This window comes from Actinoplanes sp. NPDC051405 (assembly GCF_055586185.1).
On the sequence record NZ_JBVJIR010000030.1, the window covers coordinates 1 to 15,624 of the forward strand.

Genomic DNA, 15,624 nt, shown 5'->3' on the forward strand with positions numbered 1-15,624 from the left:
GACAGCGTCTGCACCGGCTTCTTCTTCGCCGCCATGATGCCCTTGAACGACGGGTAGCGCGGCTCGTTGATGGTGTCCCAGACACTGACCACGGCCGGCGTGGCCGCGGTCACGACCTCGTAACCCTCGTCGGTCTGCCGCTCAGCGGTCAGCCGACTGCCGTCGACGGTCAGCTTGCGGGCGCCGGTGAGCGCCGCGACGCCCAGCCGCTCGGCCAGCATGTGCGGCATGACCTGCACCCGGCCGTCGGTCGACTCAGCACCGCACAGCACCAGGTCAGCGTTCAGGGTGCCCAGGGCGGCGGCCAGAACCTTGGAGGTCGCCACGGCACACGAGCCGTGCAGGGCGTCGTCGGTGATGTGTACGGCCTTGTCGGGGCCCATCGACAAAGCCTTGCGGATGGACTCGGTAGCCCGCTCGGGACCCATCGTCAGCACGGTCACCTCGCCACCATGCGCCTCCTTGATCTTCAGCGCCTCCTCGATGGCGTACTCATCCATCTCATTGATGACGTTGTTCGCCGAGGACCGCTCGACGGTGTTGTCACCCGGGCTCAGGGTGCGCTCAGCACCGGAATCGGGCACCTGCTTGACCAGTACGACGATGTTCATCTGAAACTCCTTCGTGCGTCACAGCAGCTCGAAAATCGCGGCGTTGGCCATGCCGCCGCCCTCACACATCGTCTGCAGGCCGTACCGGATCTTGTTGCGCCGCATGTGATGCAGCATCGTCGTGGAGATCCGCGCGCCGGAGGCGCCGAGGGGGTGCCCGAGCGCGATGGCGCCGCCCAGCGGATTGGTCACCTCAGGGTCGGCGCCCGTCTCGGCATACCAGGCACCGAGCACGGAAGCGAACGCCTCGTTGACCTCGAAGACACCGATGTCGTTCAGCGCCAGACCGGCCCGCTGGAGGACTTTGGCCGTGGCCGGGATCGGCCCGGTGAGCATGAGAATCGGATCGACCCCGGCGGTGGCGAACGAGTGCAGTCGTACGAGCGGCGTAAGCCCGAGTGCCCGCGCCCGTTCCGAGGTGGTGACGAGCAGGGCGGCGGCGCCGTCGGAGATCTGCGAGGCATTGCCGGCGGTGACGACGCCGTCGTCCCGGAACGGCGGCTTGAGGGCGGCCAGCCGCTCGACAGTGGTGCCGCGCCGGATGCCCTGATCGTGCTCGACAAGACCGGCCGGTGACGGAACCGCCGTGATCTCCTCGGCGAACAGGCCGTGGTCCTGCGCGGCTGACGCGCGCTCATGCGAAGCGACCGCCAGCTCGTCGAGACGGGTACGCGACAGGCCCCATTTCTCGGCGATGAGCTCAGCGCTGATGCCTTGCGGCACGAGCCGCCCGTCGTAGCGCTCGTTCATCGATCCGAACGGGTCGGCCGTCCCGATGTTGGAAAACATCGGGACACGGGACATGACCTCGGCGCCACCGGCGATGACCACGTCGTAATGCCCCGCGACAACGCCGGCGGCGGCGAACTGCAACGATTGCATCGACGAGCCGCACTGCCGGTCGACGGTCGTGCCGACCACGGATTCCGGCAGGCCGGCCGCCAGCGCCGCGTTCCGCGCGAGGTTGCCGGCCTGCTCCCCCACCTGGGTCACACATCCCCAGACGACATCTTCGACCAGAGCCGGTTCCACCCCGGTACGGCGCATCAGCGCGTCGATCACATGGGCCGACAGATCGACCGGATGGATCGCGGCCAGCTCACCTTTCGCCGGTTTGCCGACTCCGACCGTCGTACGCACCGCACCCACCACCACTGCGTCCCGAGTCATCGCCCAAGTGTAAACCATTCATTTGGTAGGACCAAAGACTAAGCCGGGAGTACGCGGTCGAGCCATGCCATCATTCCGGCGACCACCTCGTCACGGTTGCTCTCGTTGAAAACCTCGTGGCGGGCGCCGGGCCACGTCACCAGGGTGACATCGGACAGGCCGGCCTCCTCGTACGCGGCGGACGAGCTCGTTCACCAGCGTGAGGCCGCCGTTGACCGGGTCGAGGTCCCCGACCACGATGTAGACCGGCAGGTTCTTGCGCATCTGCGCGACATGGGCCGGGTCGGCCAGCTGCCGGGCCCCGGCGAACATCGCCTGGCCGCCGGGGATGTCGAGCCCGAAGCCGCACCAGGCGTCGGCGATGTACTTGTCGACCTGCGCGTCGTCGCGGCTGAGCCAGTCGAAGTCGGTGCGTGGCGGGGCGAATGGCGCGTTGAAGGCGCTCAGATCCATCGGAGCATCGAGGTCCATCGCCGGCTCGAGCAGGTCGATCACCGCCGTGCCGGACAGCACGACCGCGGTCACGTCGTTGCTGTGGTTGAGCAGGTACTGCTGCGCCGCGAAGGAACCGAGGCTGTGCGCGATCAGCACCAACGGCAGGCCGGGATGTGCCGCCTTGGCGACGTCACCGGTGCGGCCGATGTCCGCCACCAATCGCTGCCAGCCGTCCGGACCGAGCTTGCCGAAATCGTCCTCGGACGCGGCGGTGTTGCCGTGCCCGCGATGATCGTGGCTGTAGACCACGTATCCGTCGGCGACGAGATCTTCGACCAGCGGCTGGTACCGCTGGGCGTACTCCCCCACCCCGTGCACGATCTGCGCGATCGCGCGCGGCTCACCCGACGGGTCCCAGCGGTATGCGGCAACGGTCACGCCGCCCTCGCTCTGGTAGTCGACTCGTGTCGGCTCATTGGCCATGACCGGCTCCTTGGTCTGACTGACACCTACGCATATGGTCGTATGGTAAGGCCTTTGTTTCGTGGTGGAGGAGAGCGCGTGCGAGCGGTCACGCTGACCGAGTTCGGAGGTCCGGACGTCCTGCGGTTGCGGAATGTCCCGGATCCTCAGCCCAGGCCAGGCTGGTCCGTCGTCCACGTGAAGGCTGCCGCGCTCAACTGGCACGACGTGCTGGTCCGGCGCGGCCGGTACCGGTCACCGATCCCCCATACGCCGGGCGCTGACGGCGCCGGCGTCACCGACGACGGTGATGAAGTCCTGATCCTGCCGTCACTGCGATGGGGCGACGATGAGCGGGCGCCAGGCCCCGACTGGGAGATTCTCGGCGATCACCGGCCCGGGACGTATGCCGAGCAGGTGGTGGTCCCGACCGAATGTCTGTACCCCAAGCCGGCCGGCCTGAGCTGGGCCGAGGCTGCGTCGCTGCCACTGGTCGGCCTGACCGCCTACCGGGCGCTCTTCAGCCGCGCGCAATTGCGGGCCGGTGAGTCGCTGCTGATCCTCGGCGCCGGTGGCGGAATGGCAACCATGGCCGTGGCACTGGCCACGGCGATCGGCGCCCGGACCACGGTCACCTCGTCGTCGCCGGTCAAGATCGAGCGAGCGCGCACGCTCGGAGCGACAGGCGGTGTCCTCTACACCGAGGCCGACTGGCCGGCTGCCGCCCGGACGCACAACGGCGGCGGGTTCGACGTCGTCCTCGACGCGGTCGGGGCCTGGTCCGAAGCCCTTGCCGCACTGTCGCCGGGTGGGCGCGCGGTGGTGCTCGGCGCGTCCGAGGCGGAACGGGTAGAGGTCGACGTCCGCCGATTCTACTTCGGCCAGTATTCGGTGCTCGGCACGACGATGGGTAGCCCGGCCGACTTCGCAGGCCTGCTCGCACTGCGCGAGAAGCACACAGTTCTCCCGCCGTCGATCGACCGGGAATACCCGATGGCCGACGCTGCGGCCGCACACAGCTATCTGGAGAGCGGCCAAGGTTTCGGGAAGATCGTCCTCAGGACGGACGGGCTCGATTGAGATCAGTGCTGCCCGGCACCACGACCACAGCCATGAGCACGGCATCGGCCTGACTTACGACCAGCCGCCCGCCGCGTACTCCGGTCGCGGTCCGTAGCGAGGTCTGGAGGTACTGGATCACGTCCCGGCAGAAACCGAGGGTGTCCGCGATCTGCCGCGGCTCGCCGAGCAGCACGTACGGGCAATCTGTCAGGGACCGGTCCGGCATGCCGGCCCACTTCTCGCAGAGCTTTTGCTCGGCCGCCGCCACCTGGGACTTGCCGCCGATCGCCGCGTACCAGATCTGGGTGGACGATCTGACACTGCCGGCCGGACGGCCCGGCCTCCGCCACCGCCGCTTCGACGAGCGCGTACCGTTCGGCGAGCTCACCGACCATGGTGAGTGCCCGGCGTCGTACGTCCGCATTCCTGACCTGCTCCATCGTCGCCCCGGGCCGAGTCAACGGGTCCATAAGCGGCGTGCTGGACCCGGGCAAACCCGATGAGCAACAAAAGGGCTTCCGCAAGCCTGTGACCTGTGGAAACCCTTATGCCGTCGGGCTGACAGGATTTGAACCTGCGACCCCTTGACCCCCAGGCCATTGGAGTGAGCGTTTCCGCACGTCAACCACGATGCCAGCCATCGACTGACGTGATCCGACGGGTGGTCAGTGCATCAGCGCGCATGACGTGTGGTCCCCACATGGTCCCCAGGCGGTACAGCACCCCAGCGTTGACGGCGCAACGTTCGACCTTCAAATCCGTAGAGATAGGCAACCATCGGTCAGCAGCTGCGGCGGGTAGGAGGTCTAGGCCTGCACGGATTGTGGCGTCGACAGCATGGCTGCGGTCTGCTTCTCGGGTTATGTCGAAGGCTGCGCGCCCACCTTCCTTCAGCCGCTGCGGAACCGCCTCCGCTGCTCGGTCTGGGCTCATGCCCCGTTCGCGTCGTCCGAGGATCCGCGGGTCACCACCGGGACCACCATCGGGACCCCTTCCGGCGGCGCCTCGAACGCCAGCTTGGGCCGGCGATCCGGGCCCTCCCGGACGATCAGCGCACCCGCGTCGGAAGCGGCCCCGAAGGCCGGGGCGACGAGCGCCGAGAACTGGAATCCCCCCGGTACGAGCCGAGCAGCAGCGGCGCCTCGGCGCGCACCGATCCGTCCTCAGGGCTGGTGAAGAGGTCCGTGCGCGGGCCGGCGGCGACGGTCAGCAACACCCTCTTGTAGGCCCAGCTCTCCGGTGCGGGTGACCAGCTCAGCGGGAACGGCAGTTCAGGCACGGGGATCTCCATGCCGACCGTTATACCGGCCCGGCGCTGCCCACCAGGGGCAGCAGGCCGGCCGGATCGTCCATCGTGTACTCACAGACCGCGTCATCGGGGTCGACCCGGTACCGCGCCGCCGCCGGGACCAGCGCGTTCGTGGCGAGCACTTCTCAGGGTGGACGGCGAGGCGCCGCGCCACCGGCGCGTGGAGCCGCGGATCGGGCTTGCGGCATCGCTCCTGCCAGGAGAAGACGAGCGGGATGAACGCGGTGGGGCTCCAGCACTCCGCCAGCTCGGCACCGCAGTCGCTCAGCAGGCCGATCCGGAGCCCCCGCCGCCGGAGTTCCGCCAGGACGCCGAGCGCGTGGTGCCGCGGCTTGCGGAGGCGGGCATGACCGCTCCGGTGATGCGCGAGCGCGACGGGGAGCTGGGCGGATGACGGGTTCGCTCCGCAGGAATGCGCCACCGCTCTCAGCGTGCTCTCCGTCCCGCCGTGGACCCCGATGGTGCGCTCGCCGAAGCTCCCGGCCGGCGCCTCCTCGAACCGTGGCCGGCAGACGCCGAGCAGCTCGCCGGTGCGGTGCGCGAGGGGCTCGCGATACTCCTCAGCGCCGGGGTCGGTCAGCGTGCCGAAGTAGCCGAAGATCACCGCGCGCATGACCCACACACCAACGCGCCGGAGACCCCCGTGGTGCGAGGGCCTCCGGCGAGGCGGTTCCGTGCGGTGGATCAGGATCCGCGAAGGATCAGGTTGCCGTTGTCCGCGGCTTTATCCCGCTGGCGTTTCGTTCAAGCCCAAACCACGCACGATGTTATCGCGGTTCGCGTTTCCGCGCAGCGCGGTCAACGAATTCAAGCGGCCCAGCAAAGTCGTGGAAGATGCGGGGCATTTCAAGTCCTGAATCGCCGACAAGGTTTTCTCAAAACGTTGGATGCGGCTTTCAAGGTCCGTTCCACTCGGAATGTTTCCATTCTTGAGCGCTACCTGCGCGTTCACCTGGGCTTGAGTGGGTGGGCAGCGACCGGGAACTTTTACCCCGGTGGGGCCCACGCGGTCGGCCGTCGCGTTCGGATCGCCCGGGCTGAAACCCAGCGCCGGCACCAAAGCGTTGATGTCACCGGAGCCGGCTCCGGCGTTCCCCGTCGCTCCACTCGCGGCCGCGTCACCGGATCCCGTGGCAGCGGCTTTATCCGCTGGCGTTTCGTTCAAACCCAAACCACGCAGGATGTTATCGCGGTTCGCGTTGCCGCGCAGCGCGGTCAACGAATTCAAGCGGCCCAGCAAAGTCGTGGAAGACGCGGGGCATTTCAAGTCTTGAATCGCCGACAAGGTCTTCTCAAAACGTTGGATGCGGCTTTCAAGGTCCGTTCCACTCGGAATGTTTCCATTCTTGAGCGCTACCTGCGCGTTCACCTGGGCTTGAGTGGGTGGGCAGCGACCGGGAACTTTTACCCCGGTGGGGCCCACGCGGTCGGCCGTCGCGTTCGGATCGCCCGGGCTGAAACCCAGCGCCGGCACCAAAGCGTTGATGTCACCGGAGCCGGCTCCGGCGTTGCCCTGTTCGGCGGCCTGGCTCATCCCCGTGCCGACCGCGAGCGCCGAGCCGAGCAGCACTGCGGCGGCACCTCCAATCACCAGCTTGCGCGTCCGGCTGCTGACTCCGCGTCGATACATGCACGGCTCCTCTTCGTCTCGGTAGTGCTTGTGCCGAGATGTACGAGCAATGATGTGGCAGCAGTTCATGAAGCTGAGCAAGCGTTCCTTAAAGTTTCTTTAACGGGACTCCCGGGCCGTGCAGCCGCCGGCATCGTCGCGCCCACGTCCGCGCGGGTGCTGGACCATTGAGGCGAGAGGGGGAGGCCGACCGAGTTGTCGCTCGTGCCTTCCGGGGTCCGCAGGACTGCCGCCGGCCGAAGTCCAGCTCTAGGAGCGAGGATGGAATGCCATGGTGCGGCCCGCCGCGCCGCGTCAGCGGCGCCTTGATACACAGAATGACCAAGTCGGCAGTAACACTTGCTTGCTGCGGGTTTCTGGACCAGCGGTCAAGGTGCGCTACGACCGGCGCCACTTGACTCTTGTGGTCCCCAGGAACGCGAAGAAGGCTGATCCAAGATCTAGACCAGCCTTCTGACCTGCGAAAACCTTCGGTCGGGCTGACAGGATTTGAACCTGCGACCCCTTGACCCCCAGTCAAGTGCGCTACCAAGCTGCGCTACAGCCCGATGCCACGCCCCGGAACCCCAGTGCGCGGCAACACCACAACCCTACCCCAGCCCCCCAACCGACTTAACACCGGCATGCCGAGGACAGAGCAACCTACCCGTGGGCCTTGCCCCGCCCACCAGGTCCGAGCTTCTTCCGCGGCTTCACCGACACCTCGATCGGCGACCCCTCGAACCCGAACTCCTCACGGAGCTTCCGCTCGATGAACCGCTGATACCCGGCATCCAACGGCCCCGTCGTGAACAGCACGAACCGGGGCGGCGCCACCCCGGCCTGCGTCGCGAACATGATCCGCGGCGCCCGTCCGCCTCGCACCGGGTGCGGGGTGGCCTGTGTCAGTGCCGTCAGCCACTGGTTCAGCGCCCCGGTCGGGATGCGCTTCTCCCAGCTGTCCAGCGCCTTGCGCAGCGCCGGTGCCAGCTTGTCGACCGCGCGACCGGTCTTCGCCGAGATGTTCACCTTGATCGCCCACGGGATGCGCTTCAGCTCGCGGTCGATCTCCTTGTCCAGGAAGATCCGGCGGTCGGCGTCGACGAGGTCCCACTTGTTGAAGGCGATCACCAGTGCGCGCCCGGCCTCGACCACCTGCGTCAGCACCCGCTGGTCCTGCTCACTGATGACCTCGGACGCGTCCAGCAGGACGACGCCGACCTCGGCGGCCTCGACAGCTCCGGCGGTACGCAACGACGCGTAGTACTCCGTACCGGATGCCTGGTTGACCCGCTTGCGGAGGCCGGCGGTGTCGACGAACTGCCAGACCTCACCGTCCATCTCCACCAGGCTGTCGACGGGGTCGACTGTCGTGCCCGCCACCGAGTCGACGACCGCTCGTTCTTCGCGGGCCAAGCGGTTCAGCAGCGACGATTTGCCGACGTTCGGGCGGCCGACCAGGGCCACGCGGCGCGGGCCTCGCGGGGCGTTCTCGATGATTGCCGGGGCCGGGGGCATCGCCGCCAGGATCTTGTCGAGCAGGTCGCCCGCGTTGCGGCCGTGCAGGGCGGACAGCGGGAACGGCTCCCCCAGTCCCAGACCCCACAGGGACACGGTGTCGTTCTCGATGTTCTGGTTGTCCGCCTTGTTCGCCACCAGGATGACCGGCTTGTGGCTGCGGCGCAGCATCCGGACGGCCTTCTCGTCGACGTCCGTGGCCCCGACCATCGCGTCGACCACGAAGATGACCACGTCGGCGGTCTGGACGGCGATCTCGGCCTGAGCGGCGATCGCGGCCGCGCGGTCGCGGGCGTCCGGTTCCCAGCCGCCGGTGTCGACCACGGTGAAGCGGCGGCCGCTCCACTGCGCGTCGTACGGGACGCGGTCGCGGGTCACGCCCGGCTTGTCCTCGACCACGGCCTGGCGGCGGCCGATGATCCGGTTGACCAGGGTCGACTTGCCGACGTTGGGCCGGCCGACGACGGCGACGACCGGTACGGGGCCTTCCTCTGCCATGGATTGGTGCAGTGCGGATTCCAAGGCCGAGACCTCGGAAGAAAAGTCACTCACGAACTCACCTTGCTGTTGAGCATGCTCAGGAGCGTTGCCACGACCTCGTCGATGCCCATGCCCGTGGTGTCGAGCGTGACGGCGTCGTCGGCCTGGCGCAGCGGGTCGACCGCGCGGCTCGAGTCGAGCTTGTCGCGGCGGTTCAGGTCGGCTTCGGTCGCCGCCACGTCGGTGGCGTCCTCGGCGCTGCGGCGCTGGGCGCGCGCGGCCGCTGAGGCGGTCAGGTACACCTTCAGCTCGGCGTCCGGTGCGACCACGGTGGCGATGTCACGGCCTTCGACGACGATGCGGGGCGCCGCGGCGATGAGCTCGCGTTGCAACTGCACCAGCTGACGGCGTACCGCGGGGACGGCCGCCACGGCCGAAACCGCGCCGGTGACCTCGGGTCCCCGGATGGCCGCGTCGACGTCCGTGCCGTTCGCCCGGAAGTGCGGCGACACCGGATCGGTGCCGACGGAGAGGGTGGTCTCCTGGGCGATCTTGGCGATCGCGTCCGGGTCCTGCGGGTCGACGCCGGCCTGGAGCACCGCCCAGGTGATCGCCCGGTACATCGCGCCGGTGTCCAGGTAGATGCCGTCGATCGCGGTGGCGAGCCGCCGGGAAACGGTGGATTTGCCCGATCCCGAGGGACCGTCGACGGCCACCACGCATCGTTCGGGCCGCACTGCTCGCTCCACCGCTACCTCCAAGACGTCTGATGAGACAACTACCTATTGTGCCGGGCGCGCCCGGCTCAGTCGCCGACGGCCTTGAAGAGAGCGCTCACCTCGGCGTTCGACAGCCGGCGGAAGCCGCCCGGGCGCATGTCGCCCAGCCGGATCGGGCCGACCGCCGTACGGATCAGGCGCGACACCGGGTGCCCGACCTCGTCCATCATCCGGCGCACGATGTGCTTGCGGCCCTCGTGCAGGGTGATCTCGATCTGCGCGGTCTTGCCGACCGCGTCGACCAGCTTGAACGAGTCGACCTTGGCCGGACCGTCCTCCAGCTCGACGCCGGACTGCAGCCGGCGGCCGACGTTGCGCGGCAGCGGGCCGGCGACCTCGGCGAGGTAGGTCTTGGCGACCCCGTACGACGGGTGCATCAGCTTGTGCGCGAGCCCGCCGTCGTTGGTGAGCAGCAGCAGGCCCTCGCTGTCGGCGTCGAGCCGGCCGACGTGGAAGATCCGCTGCTCGAACGTGCCGAGGAAGTCGGCGAGCTCGTTGCGGCCCTTCTCGTCGTCCATGCTCGAGACCACGCCGCGGGGCTTGTTCATGACCAGGTAGACCAGCTTGGTGTCCGTGACGATCCGCGCGCCGTCCACCCGGATCTCCACCTTGGCCGGGTCGACCTTGTCGCCGAGCTTGGCGACCTTGCCGTTCACGGTGACGCGGCCCCGGAAGATCAGATCTTCAGACGCGCGCCGGGATCCGACTCCCGCGGTGGCGAGAATCTTCTGCAGCCGCACGGAGCTGTCCGGATCAGCCTGAGGCATCGAGCACTTCTTCCACATCGTCGGGTAGGAACGGGGCCAGCGGCGGAAGCTGGTCGACCGAGTTGAGGCCGAGCTTCTCCAGGAACAGCGCCGTGGTGCGGTACAGGAATGCCCCGGTCTCGCCCTCAGTGCCGCATTCCTCGATGAGGCCGCGAGTGGTAAGCGTACGCATGACGCCATCACAGTTCACACCGCGGATGGCCGAGATGCGCGACCTGGTGACAGGCTGCTTGTAAGCGACTACAGCGAGCGTTTCCAGCGCGGCCTGGGTGAGCCGCACCGACTGGCCATCCAGTACGAACCGCTCAACGTAGGCCGCATATTCCGGCCGCGTGTAGAGACGCCAGCCACCCGCGGCCCGCCGCAGGTCGAACCCGTGCCCGGCGGCGGTGTACCGCGCCGAGATGTCCTCCAACATGCCCGCGACCCGCTCGGTCGGCTGCTCCACGATCTGCGCGAGCTGCATCTCGGCGACCGGTTCATCAACAACAAGCAGAATGGCTTCCAGCGCCGCCCGCAACTCGGCATCGTCCATCGGCGGGAGTGGTTCCGCTTCTTCTTCGGTACGGGCCGACGACGCCACAGAAGCAGCGGCGCCCCCCTTGCTGCCACGTCCCTGCGCGGGAATCCCGGAACTCGGCCGCGCCCGTGCCACAGGCTGACTCGTGACGGCCCCGGCGGTCGCCGCGGCGTCAACATCGGCGGCACTCTGAGCGGCCGCATCCGCGGCCACCAACCCACCCCCGGGCGCGACCGGCTCCGCGTCGGCCGTCAGCGCCTCGGTGGTCGGCGCGGATTCCTGAGACTGCTCGGCGGGGGTGGCGCCGGCGGGCGGCTCGTCGTCCTCTTCCGGCCCGGGCACCTCCTCCGTGAACGGCAGGTCGACCTCCGCGTCATCCCCGACATCGTCATCGCCGGCCACGTCGAAGACATCCCCGGCATCGTCACCGTCGAGCGGCGCGTCGACCAGCGGGGCGTTGCCGATCTCGTTCTCGGCGGCCTCCTCGATGGCACCCGGCAGCGGCAGCTCCGGGCCGCCACCGACGTCGGTCGGCTCGCGCTCCTCGTCACCGGGCATCTCCCGGGGAGCGTCCACGGTCGGCGGCCCACCGGCCTCCTCCGGGAACGGCGGCAGCTCGGCCGGCACCCCGTCACCGGGCGACGGCGCCCCCTCGAAGGCGGGATCGAAGTCGTCGTCGTCATCCGTGAGATTCGACTCGGTGAGCTCCTCGTCGTCGCTCTCCCCGGCCCGGACCTTGGCCTCGAAGTCCCGGTCGGGCGGTCGCGGCGCCCGCTCCCAGGGCGGCACCCAGGAGGCGGCCTGCGCGGCAAGGGACTCGGGACGCTCGTCGCTCATGACTGTTCCTCGTCGGTCGAAACACGGTCTGCGGTGCGGTCGGCCCCAGAAGTACCCGCCCCCGCCGACCCGAATTCATCCGGCCCGGGCAGCCCGGCGTCATCGTCGTCGGCGGAATCAGACGCGGAGCCGGGGTATTCGGTGATCTCGGGGATGTCGAAGTCGTCGAGATCAGCGTCGTCGTCCTCGCCCTCGTCCTCCGCCACCGAGGCCATCGCACCCGGCACGGAGTGGGCGTCCTCCTCGTCCAGCTCCGTCGCCGCGGTGTCCGGCTCCGGCGGGGTCCCCTCGTAGTCGTCGATGTCCAGGTCACCCTCGACCTGGTCGCCGCCGATCCAGCGGACCGTCATCTCCTCCAGCGACACCGGCTGCTCGAAGTCGATCAGCCCTTCGCGGTACAGCTCCAGCAACGCCAGGAAGCGGGCCACCACCTCGAGCGTGTTCTCGCAGTCGGCGATCAGCAGGCTGAACGTCGCGCTGCCCGCGCGGCGGAGGCGGTCGCGGATCAGGGTCGCGTGTTCGCGGACGCTGACCCGGACCTGGTGGATGTGCGCGATCGACACCTCGGGCGGCCCCGGTTTGGGCAGGAACTGCTTCAGAGCCATCTTCAGCAGGCGTTCCGGGCCGATGCCGAGGACCAGGTCCGGCAGCGCTTCGGCGTACCGGGGTTCGAGGGAGACCGCGCGCGGCCAGCGTTTGGTGCCGACGCCCTCCAGGTCCGCGATCACGGCCGCGGCTTCCTTGTACGCCTTGTACTGCAGGAGGCGGGCGAAGAGCAGGTCGCCGGCTTCCAGCAGCGCCAGGTCGTCCTCGTCCTCCACCTCGGCCGAGGGCAGCAGCCGGGCCGCCTTCAGGTCCAGCAGAGTCGCCGCGACCAGCAGGAACTCGCTGGTCTCGCCCAGGTCCCAGTCGTCGCCCATGGCCCGGATGTAGGCGATGAAGTCGTCGGTGACCTGGTGCAGCGCGATCTCGGTCACGTCGAGTTTGTGCTTGCCGATGAGCTGCAGCAGCAGGTCGAACGGTCCGGTGAAGTTGGTCAGCCGGACCGTGAACTTGCCGGAGTCGACCTCGGCCTCGACGGGAACGCCGAGTGCCGGCGCGGCGTCGGCCGACTCTGAGACGGGCTGTTCAGGCACGTGAAGACCGTAGACCACGGGCTCGACAAGCTGTTCCCCGCTCAACCCCGTACCCCCGCCGGCCCTGCGGAACACCGCTCCGCGATGGTTCAACGCCACCGGGTGCCGCCGGTCACGGGCCGGCCGGCCTTGACACCGTGGGAGTGACCGTTAACATCTCCTTCACATCGATGCCCGTGTATGGAAAGCGCTTACCGGAGGCATCGGGACACAGCCGTGAGGGCGCACGGCGGTCAGCTCGTCAGCCGAGATTTTGGAGCAGTCATGACCTCCCCAAGCCCGAAGACCCCGTCGCGCCGGCGCTGGCGGACCGGCCTGCTGGCCGCCACCACGCTGGTGCTCTCCGGTGCCGGCGTCGCCGTCGGCCTCTCCCAGGCCTCGGCCGCCGCCTGCGGCGCCCTGTCGTACCAAGCCGAGGCGACACTCAGCGGCAGCACCTGGACCGCCCGCCGCGGCAGCAGCACCGTCTACACCGGCACCGACATGCGCGCGGCGGTGCAGGCCGCGATCAGCAGCCTGCCCAGCCGTACGGCCAAGCAGAACGTGCTGGTCCGCGGCTCCGGCTCGATCAGCGCCAACTCGCGGATCTCCCTGCCCAGCTACACCCTGCTGGACGTGTGCGGCACGATCAACGTGACCGGTACGGGCTCCGGCGACCAGGCCCCGATCTACTCCCGCGGCACCCGCGACGTCGAGGTGGCCCATCTCAACGTCACCGGCGCCCCGCTGTACGGCATCTTCATGCGCAGCGTGAACAACCTGATCCTCGGGCAGATCGACATGCGACTGTCCAGCGGCCTCGGCGTCCGCATCGACAACTACGGTGACAAGAGCGTGCCCTCGCGCAACATCCGGATCGACAGCGCCTACGTCTCCGGGGCCAGCTCGCATGCCGTGGAGACCTACGGTGTCGACGGCATCACCATCGGCACCGTCACCGCCCGCAACGTCGGCGAGTCCGGGCTGCTGCTCAACCAGACGGTCAACGCCACCGTCGGCACCGTCGACGCGGAGAACGCCGGGGCCGGCACCGGCTACGCCGCGTTCCGGATGGCCAACCGCAACGGCCGGATCGGCAGCAGTTACAACACCAACATCCGGGTCGGGACCGTCAAGGCACGCGGCGGCGGCCGGGGCATCTTCTGCGTCTCGGAGAGCGGCGGCGCGGTCATCGACCGGGTCGACATCGCGAACACCGGCAACAACTCCGTGCTGATCGAGAACTGCTACAACGTGGTGCTGGCCGGCGCGTCGGGGACGATCAGCGGCGGTGGCGAGGTACGGATCTCCTCGCGCACCGACTTCCCGCCGTCGTCGGACATCCGCTTCCAGAACCTCACCGTCAGCAACACCAACATCCGGTGGAGCCCGTGCACCGGCACGAACAACACCATCAGCAACGTCACCCGGTCGAACTCCACCCTGACCTGGTGCTGAGGTGACGCCGGTCCCGGGCGGTCAGCGGGTCGCCCGGGCCGGCGTCAGCAGCGATGCTGCCAGGTAGCGCAGCAGCGGCCAGTAGATGCGGGCCGAGTCGCTCAGCGCGCTGAAGTGCGAGGACGCGTTGTCGTCGAGGTAGGTCGTGGTGATCACGACCTCCTCGATCCGGTGTCCCGCCCGGGCGGCCTCGAGCAGGACGTTCATCTCGTACTCGAAGCGCTCGCCGGGGACCGTGCCGAGCCAGTCGAGCAGAGCCGACGGGTACGCCCGCAGCCCGGTCTGGGTGTCCTGCACCCCACGGCCGGTGGCGGCCCGGAACAGTGCCTGCGTGACCGTGTTGCCGACCTTGCTGCGCAGCGGGACGTTCTCGGCGAAGCGGCGGACACCCAGCACGGTGTGACCGGTCGCCGCGACCCGGTCGGCGACCCGCACGATGTCCGTGACGCTGTGCTGGCCGTCGGCGTCCGCGCAGACGACGTCGAGGCCGGGATGCTGCTCTGCCGCGTACCGGAAACCGGTCTTGAGGGCGACGCCCTTGCCCTGGTTGCGCGGGTGGCGCAGGACCGTGCCGCCGAGGTTCTCCGCCTGGCGCAGCACTTCGGCGGCGGCCGGGCTGCTGCCGTCGTCGACGATGACGAAGCGGCACCCCGGTGCGGCCCGGCGCAGCTCGGTCATCAGGGTGGGCAGGTGGTGGCTCGGTTGATAGACCGGCAGGAGAACGACCATGGACCTGTTCTCGTCGTGCACGTGGTTCTCCTCGTGGTGTCGCCGGCCCGTCCGTGGTCCGGTGGCACCCCCTCCTTACCCAGCCGGGCCCCGCGCGTCGCGGGCCCGGCGTAATTCCTTCGGTGGGTTTCGTAACAGTCGCTCGGCGCGGCGCAGGGAGGCGACCATCCGGCGTTCGCGGCGCAGCAGGGCGGCCGGGTCGCGGGTGCCGAGGAAGCCGAGGCGGGCGATGACCCGGGCGGCCCGTTCGGAACGCCACGGCAGCGGCGTCTCTCCCCCGGTGGCGGGCACGTCCAGCAGGGCCCGCGCCGGCAGGGCGAGGACCTTGGCGGCGAGCAGGCGGATCCGCGGCAGGTGCTCGCGGTGCGAGACCAGACCGAGCGGGTGTACGGCGTCGAACGCGTACCCGTCGAGCAGCCCGTCCTCGACGGTGTGCACCAGGTTCTCCAGGGTGCTGCGGGAACGGGTCTCGGCGCGCAGGTCCGCGTACCGGTCGAGGCCCGCCGCCCGGGCCTCGCGCAGCATCAGGTCGCCCTCCCGCCAGCCCGCCGGGGGTTGCCCGGCGCCCTCGGTGGCCTCCGCCCAGCCGCCGGTGAAGACGATGCGGGAGACCCCGGGGTGCGCGACCGCGTAGTCGGCGGCGGCCTGGACGCGGGCGGCGCTGGCGGGCGTGAGCGTGTAGTGCTCGCCGGCGCCGACGACACCGCGCCCGAACACCAGCAGCACGGCGGCGGTCCTGCGGTCTTCCACCCGTCGATCCTGC

Annotated in this window: 17 protein-coding genes and 1 tRNA gene; 3 read left to right on the plus strand and 15 right to left on the minus strand. The window is 69.2% G+C overall.

Translation table 11 applies throughout. The annotated features are described in order from the left end of the window. The 3 genes from ACZ6S4_RS41565 to ACZ6S4_RS41575 all read right to left on the minus strand — a co-directional run. The coding region (locus ACZ6S4_RS41565) for an electron transfer flavoprotein subunit beta/FixA family protein (RefSeq protein WP_465479771.1) at nucleotides 1-611 on the minus strand (611 nt) is incomplete at its 3' end. Between the two features lie 18 nt (nucleotides 612-629). Next, the gene (locus ACZ6S4_RS41570) at nucleotides 630-1,781 is read right to left on the minus strand and encodes a thiolase family protein (protein ID WP_465480162.1); all 1,152 of its coding nucleotides are present in this window, start codon (nucleotides 1,779-1,781) and stop codon (nucleotides 630-632) included. Nucleotides 1,782-1,871: 90 nt separating this feature from the next. Further along, nucleotides 1,872-2,699, minus strand: coding sequence for an alpha/beta fold hydrolase (locus ACZ6S4_RS41575; RefSeq protein ID WP_465480163.1), 828 nt, complete (start codon nucleotides 2,697-2,699; stop codon nucleotides 1,872-1,874). Between the two features lie 78 nt (nucleotides 2,700-2,777). Between ACZ6S4_RS41575 and ACZ6S4_RS41580 the strand changes: the two genes are divergently transcribed. After that, a complete protein-coding gene (locus ACZ6S4_RS41580; RefSeq protein WP_465480164.1) occupies nucleotides 2,778-3,758 on the plus strand; it encodes a zinc-binding dehydrogenase in 981 nt (326 codons plus the stop codon). On the opposite strand, the gene ACZ6S4_RS41585 is transcribed toward ACZ6S4_RS41580, so the two are convergent. The 3 genes from ACZ6S4_RS41585 to ACZ6S4_RS41595 all read right to left on the minus strand — a co-directional run bounded on the left by ACZ6S4_RS41585 (nucleotide 3,736) and on the right by ACZ6S4_RS41595 (nucleotide 5,171). After that, a complete protein-coding gene (locus ACZ6S4_RS41585; RefSeq protein ID WP_465480165.1) occupies nucleotides 3,736-4,164 on the minus strand; it encodes a hypothetical protein in 429 nt (142 codons plus the stop codon). The genes ACZ6S4_RS41580 and ACZ6S4_RS41585 overlap by 23 nt on opposite strands. Before the next feature lie 624 nt (nucleotides 4,165-4,788). Beyond that, nucleotides 4,789-5,031, minus strand: coding sequence for a hypothetical protein (locus ACZ6S4_RS41590; RefSeq protein WP_465480166.1), 243 nt, complete (start codon nucleotides 5,029-5,031; stop codon nucleotides 4,789-4,791). Nucleotides 5,032-5,039: 8 nt separating this feature from the next. Continuing rightward, nucleotides 5,040-5,171, minus strand: coding sequence for a hypothetical protein (locus ACZ6S4_RS41595; protein WP_465480167.1), 132 nt, complete (start codon nucleotides 5,169-5,171; stop codon nucleotides 5,040-5,042). An 8-nt stretch (nucleotides 5,172-5,179) separates the two neighbouring features. Between ACZ6S4_RS41595 and ACZ6S4_RS41600 the strand changes: the two genes are divergently transcribed. Next, nucleotides 5,180-5,443 (plus strand): hypothetical protein, encoded by a 264-nt coding sequence (locus ACZ6S4_RS41600; RefSeq protein WP_465480168.1) that lies wholly within the window; start codon nucleotides 5,180-5,182, stop codon nucleotides 5,441-5,443. Nucleotides 5,444-5,773: 330 nt separating this feature from the next. Here ACZ6S4_RS41600 and ACZ6S4_RS41605 read toward each other — a convergent pair whose 3' ends face one another. The 7 genes from ACZ6S4_RS41605 to ACZ6S4_RS41635 all read right to left on the minus strand — a co-directional run bounded on the left by ACZ6S4_RS41605 (nucleotide 5,774) and on the right by ACZ6S4_RS41635 (nucleotide 12,695). Further along, on the minus strand, nucleotides 5,774-6,679 hold the full coding sequence (locus tag ACZ6S4_RS41605) for a hypothetical protein (RefSeq protein WP_465480169.1): 906 nt from the start codon (nucleotides 6,677-6,679) through the stop codon (nucleotides 5,774-5,776). 474 nt (nucleotides 6,680-7,153) lie between these two features. After that, a tRNA-Pro gene (locus tag ACZ6S4_RS41610) sits at nucleotides 7,154-7,227 on the minus strand. A 94-nt stretch (nucleotides 7,228-7,321) separates the two neighbouring features. Beyond that, nucleotides 7,322-8,728, minus strand: coding sequence for a ribosome biogenesis GTPase Der (gene der, locus ACZ6S4_RS41615; RefSeq protein WP_360824267.1), 1,407 nt, complete (start codon nucleotides 8,726-8,728; stop codon nucleotides 7,322-7,324). Next, nucleotides 8,725-9,405, minus strand: coding sequence for a (d)CMP kinase (gene cmk, locus ACZ6S4_RS41620; RefSeq protein WP_465480170.1), 681 nt, complete (start codon nucleotides 9,403-9,405; stop codon nucleotides 8,725-8,727). The genes der and cmk overlap by 4 nt, the downstream gene beginning before the upstream one ends. Nucleotides 9,406-9,461: 56 nt before the next feature. Further along, a complete protein-coding gene (locus tag ACZ6S4_RS41625) occupies nucleotides 9,462-10,202 on the minus strand; it encodes a pseudouridine synthase (protein WP_465480171.1) in 741 nt (246 codons plus the stop codon). Beyond that, nucleotides 10,189-11,559, minus strand: coding sequence for an SMC-Scp complex subunit ScpB (gene scpB, locus ACZ6S4_RS41630; RefSeq protein ID WP_465480172.1), 1,371 nt, complete (start codon nucleotides 11,557-11,559; stop codon nucleotides 10,189-10,191). The genes ACZ6S4_RS41625 and scpB overlap by 14 nt, the downstream gene beginning before the upstream one ends. Next, the gene (locus tag ACZ6S4_RS41635) at nucleotides 11,556-12,695 is read right to left on the minus strand and encodes a segregation and condensation protein A (protein ID WP_465480173.1); all 1,140 of its coding nucleotides are present in this window, start codon (nucleotides 12,693-12,695) and stop codon (nucleotides 11,556-11,558) included. Before ACZ6S4_RS41635 ends, scpB begins: the two co-directional genes overlap by 4 nt. 264 nt (nucleotides 12,696-12,959) lie before the next feature. On the opposite strand from ACZ6S4_RS41635, the gene ACZ6S4_RS41640 reads away from it, so the two are divergent. Continuing rightward, nucleotides 12,960-14,132, plus strand: a complete 1,173-nt coding sequence (locus ACZ6S4_RS41640) for a hypothetical protein (RefSeq protein WP_465480174.1) — start codon at nucleotides 12,960-12,962, stop codon at nucleotides 14,130-14,132. A 21-nt stretch (nucleotides 14,133-14,153) separates the two neighbouring features. On the opposite strand, the gene ACZ6S4_RS41645 is transcribed toward ACZ6S4_RS41640, so the two are convergent. Together ACZ6S4_RS41645 and ACZ6S4_RS41650 are read right to left on the minus strand one after the other, a co-directional pair. Next, on the minus strand, nucleotides 14,154-14,882 hold the full coding sequence (locus ACZ6S4_RS41645; RefSeq protein WP_465480175.1) for a glycosyltransferase family 2 protein: 729 nt from the start codon (nucleotides 14,880-14,882) through the stop codon (nucleotides 14,154-14,156). Nucleotides 14,883-14,936: 54 nt separating this feature from the next. Then, nucleotides 14,937-15,611 (minus strand): ElyC/SanA/YdcF family protein, encoded by a 675-nt coding sequence (locus tag ACZ6S4_RS41650; protein ID WP_465480176.1) that lies wholly within the window; start codon nucleotides 15,609-15,611, stop codon nucleotides 14,937-14,939. Nucleotides 15,612-15,624: the final 13 nt, after the last annotated feature.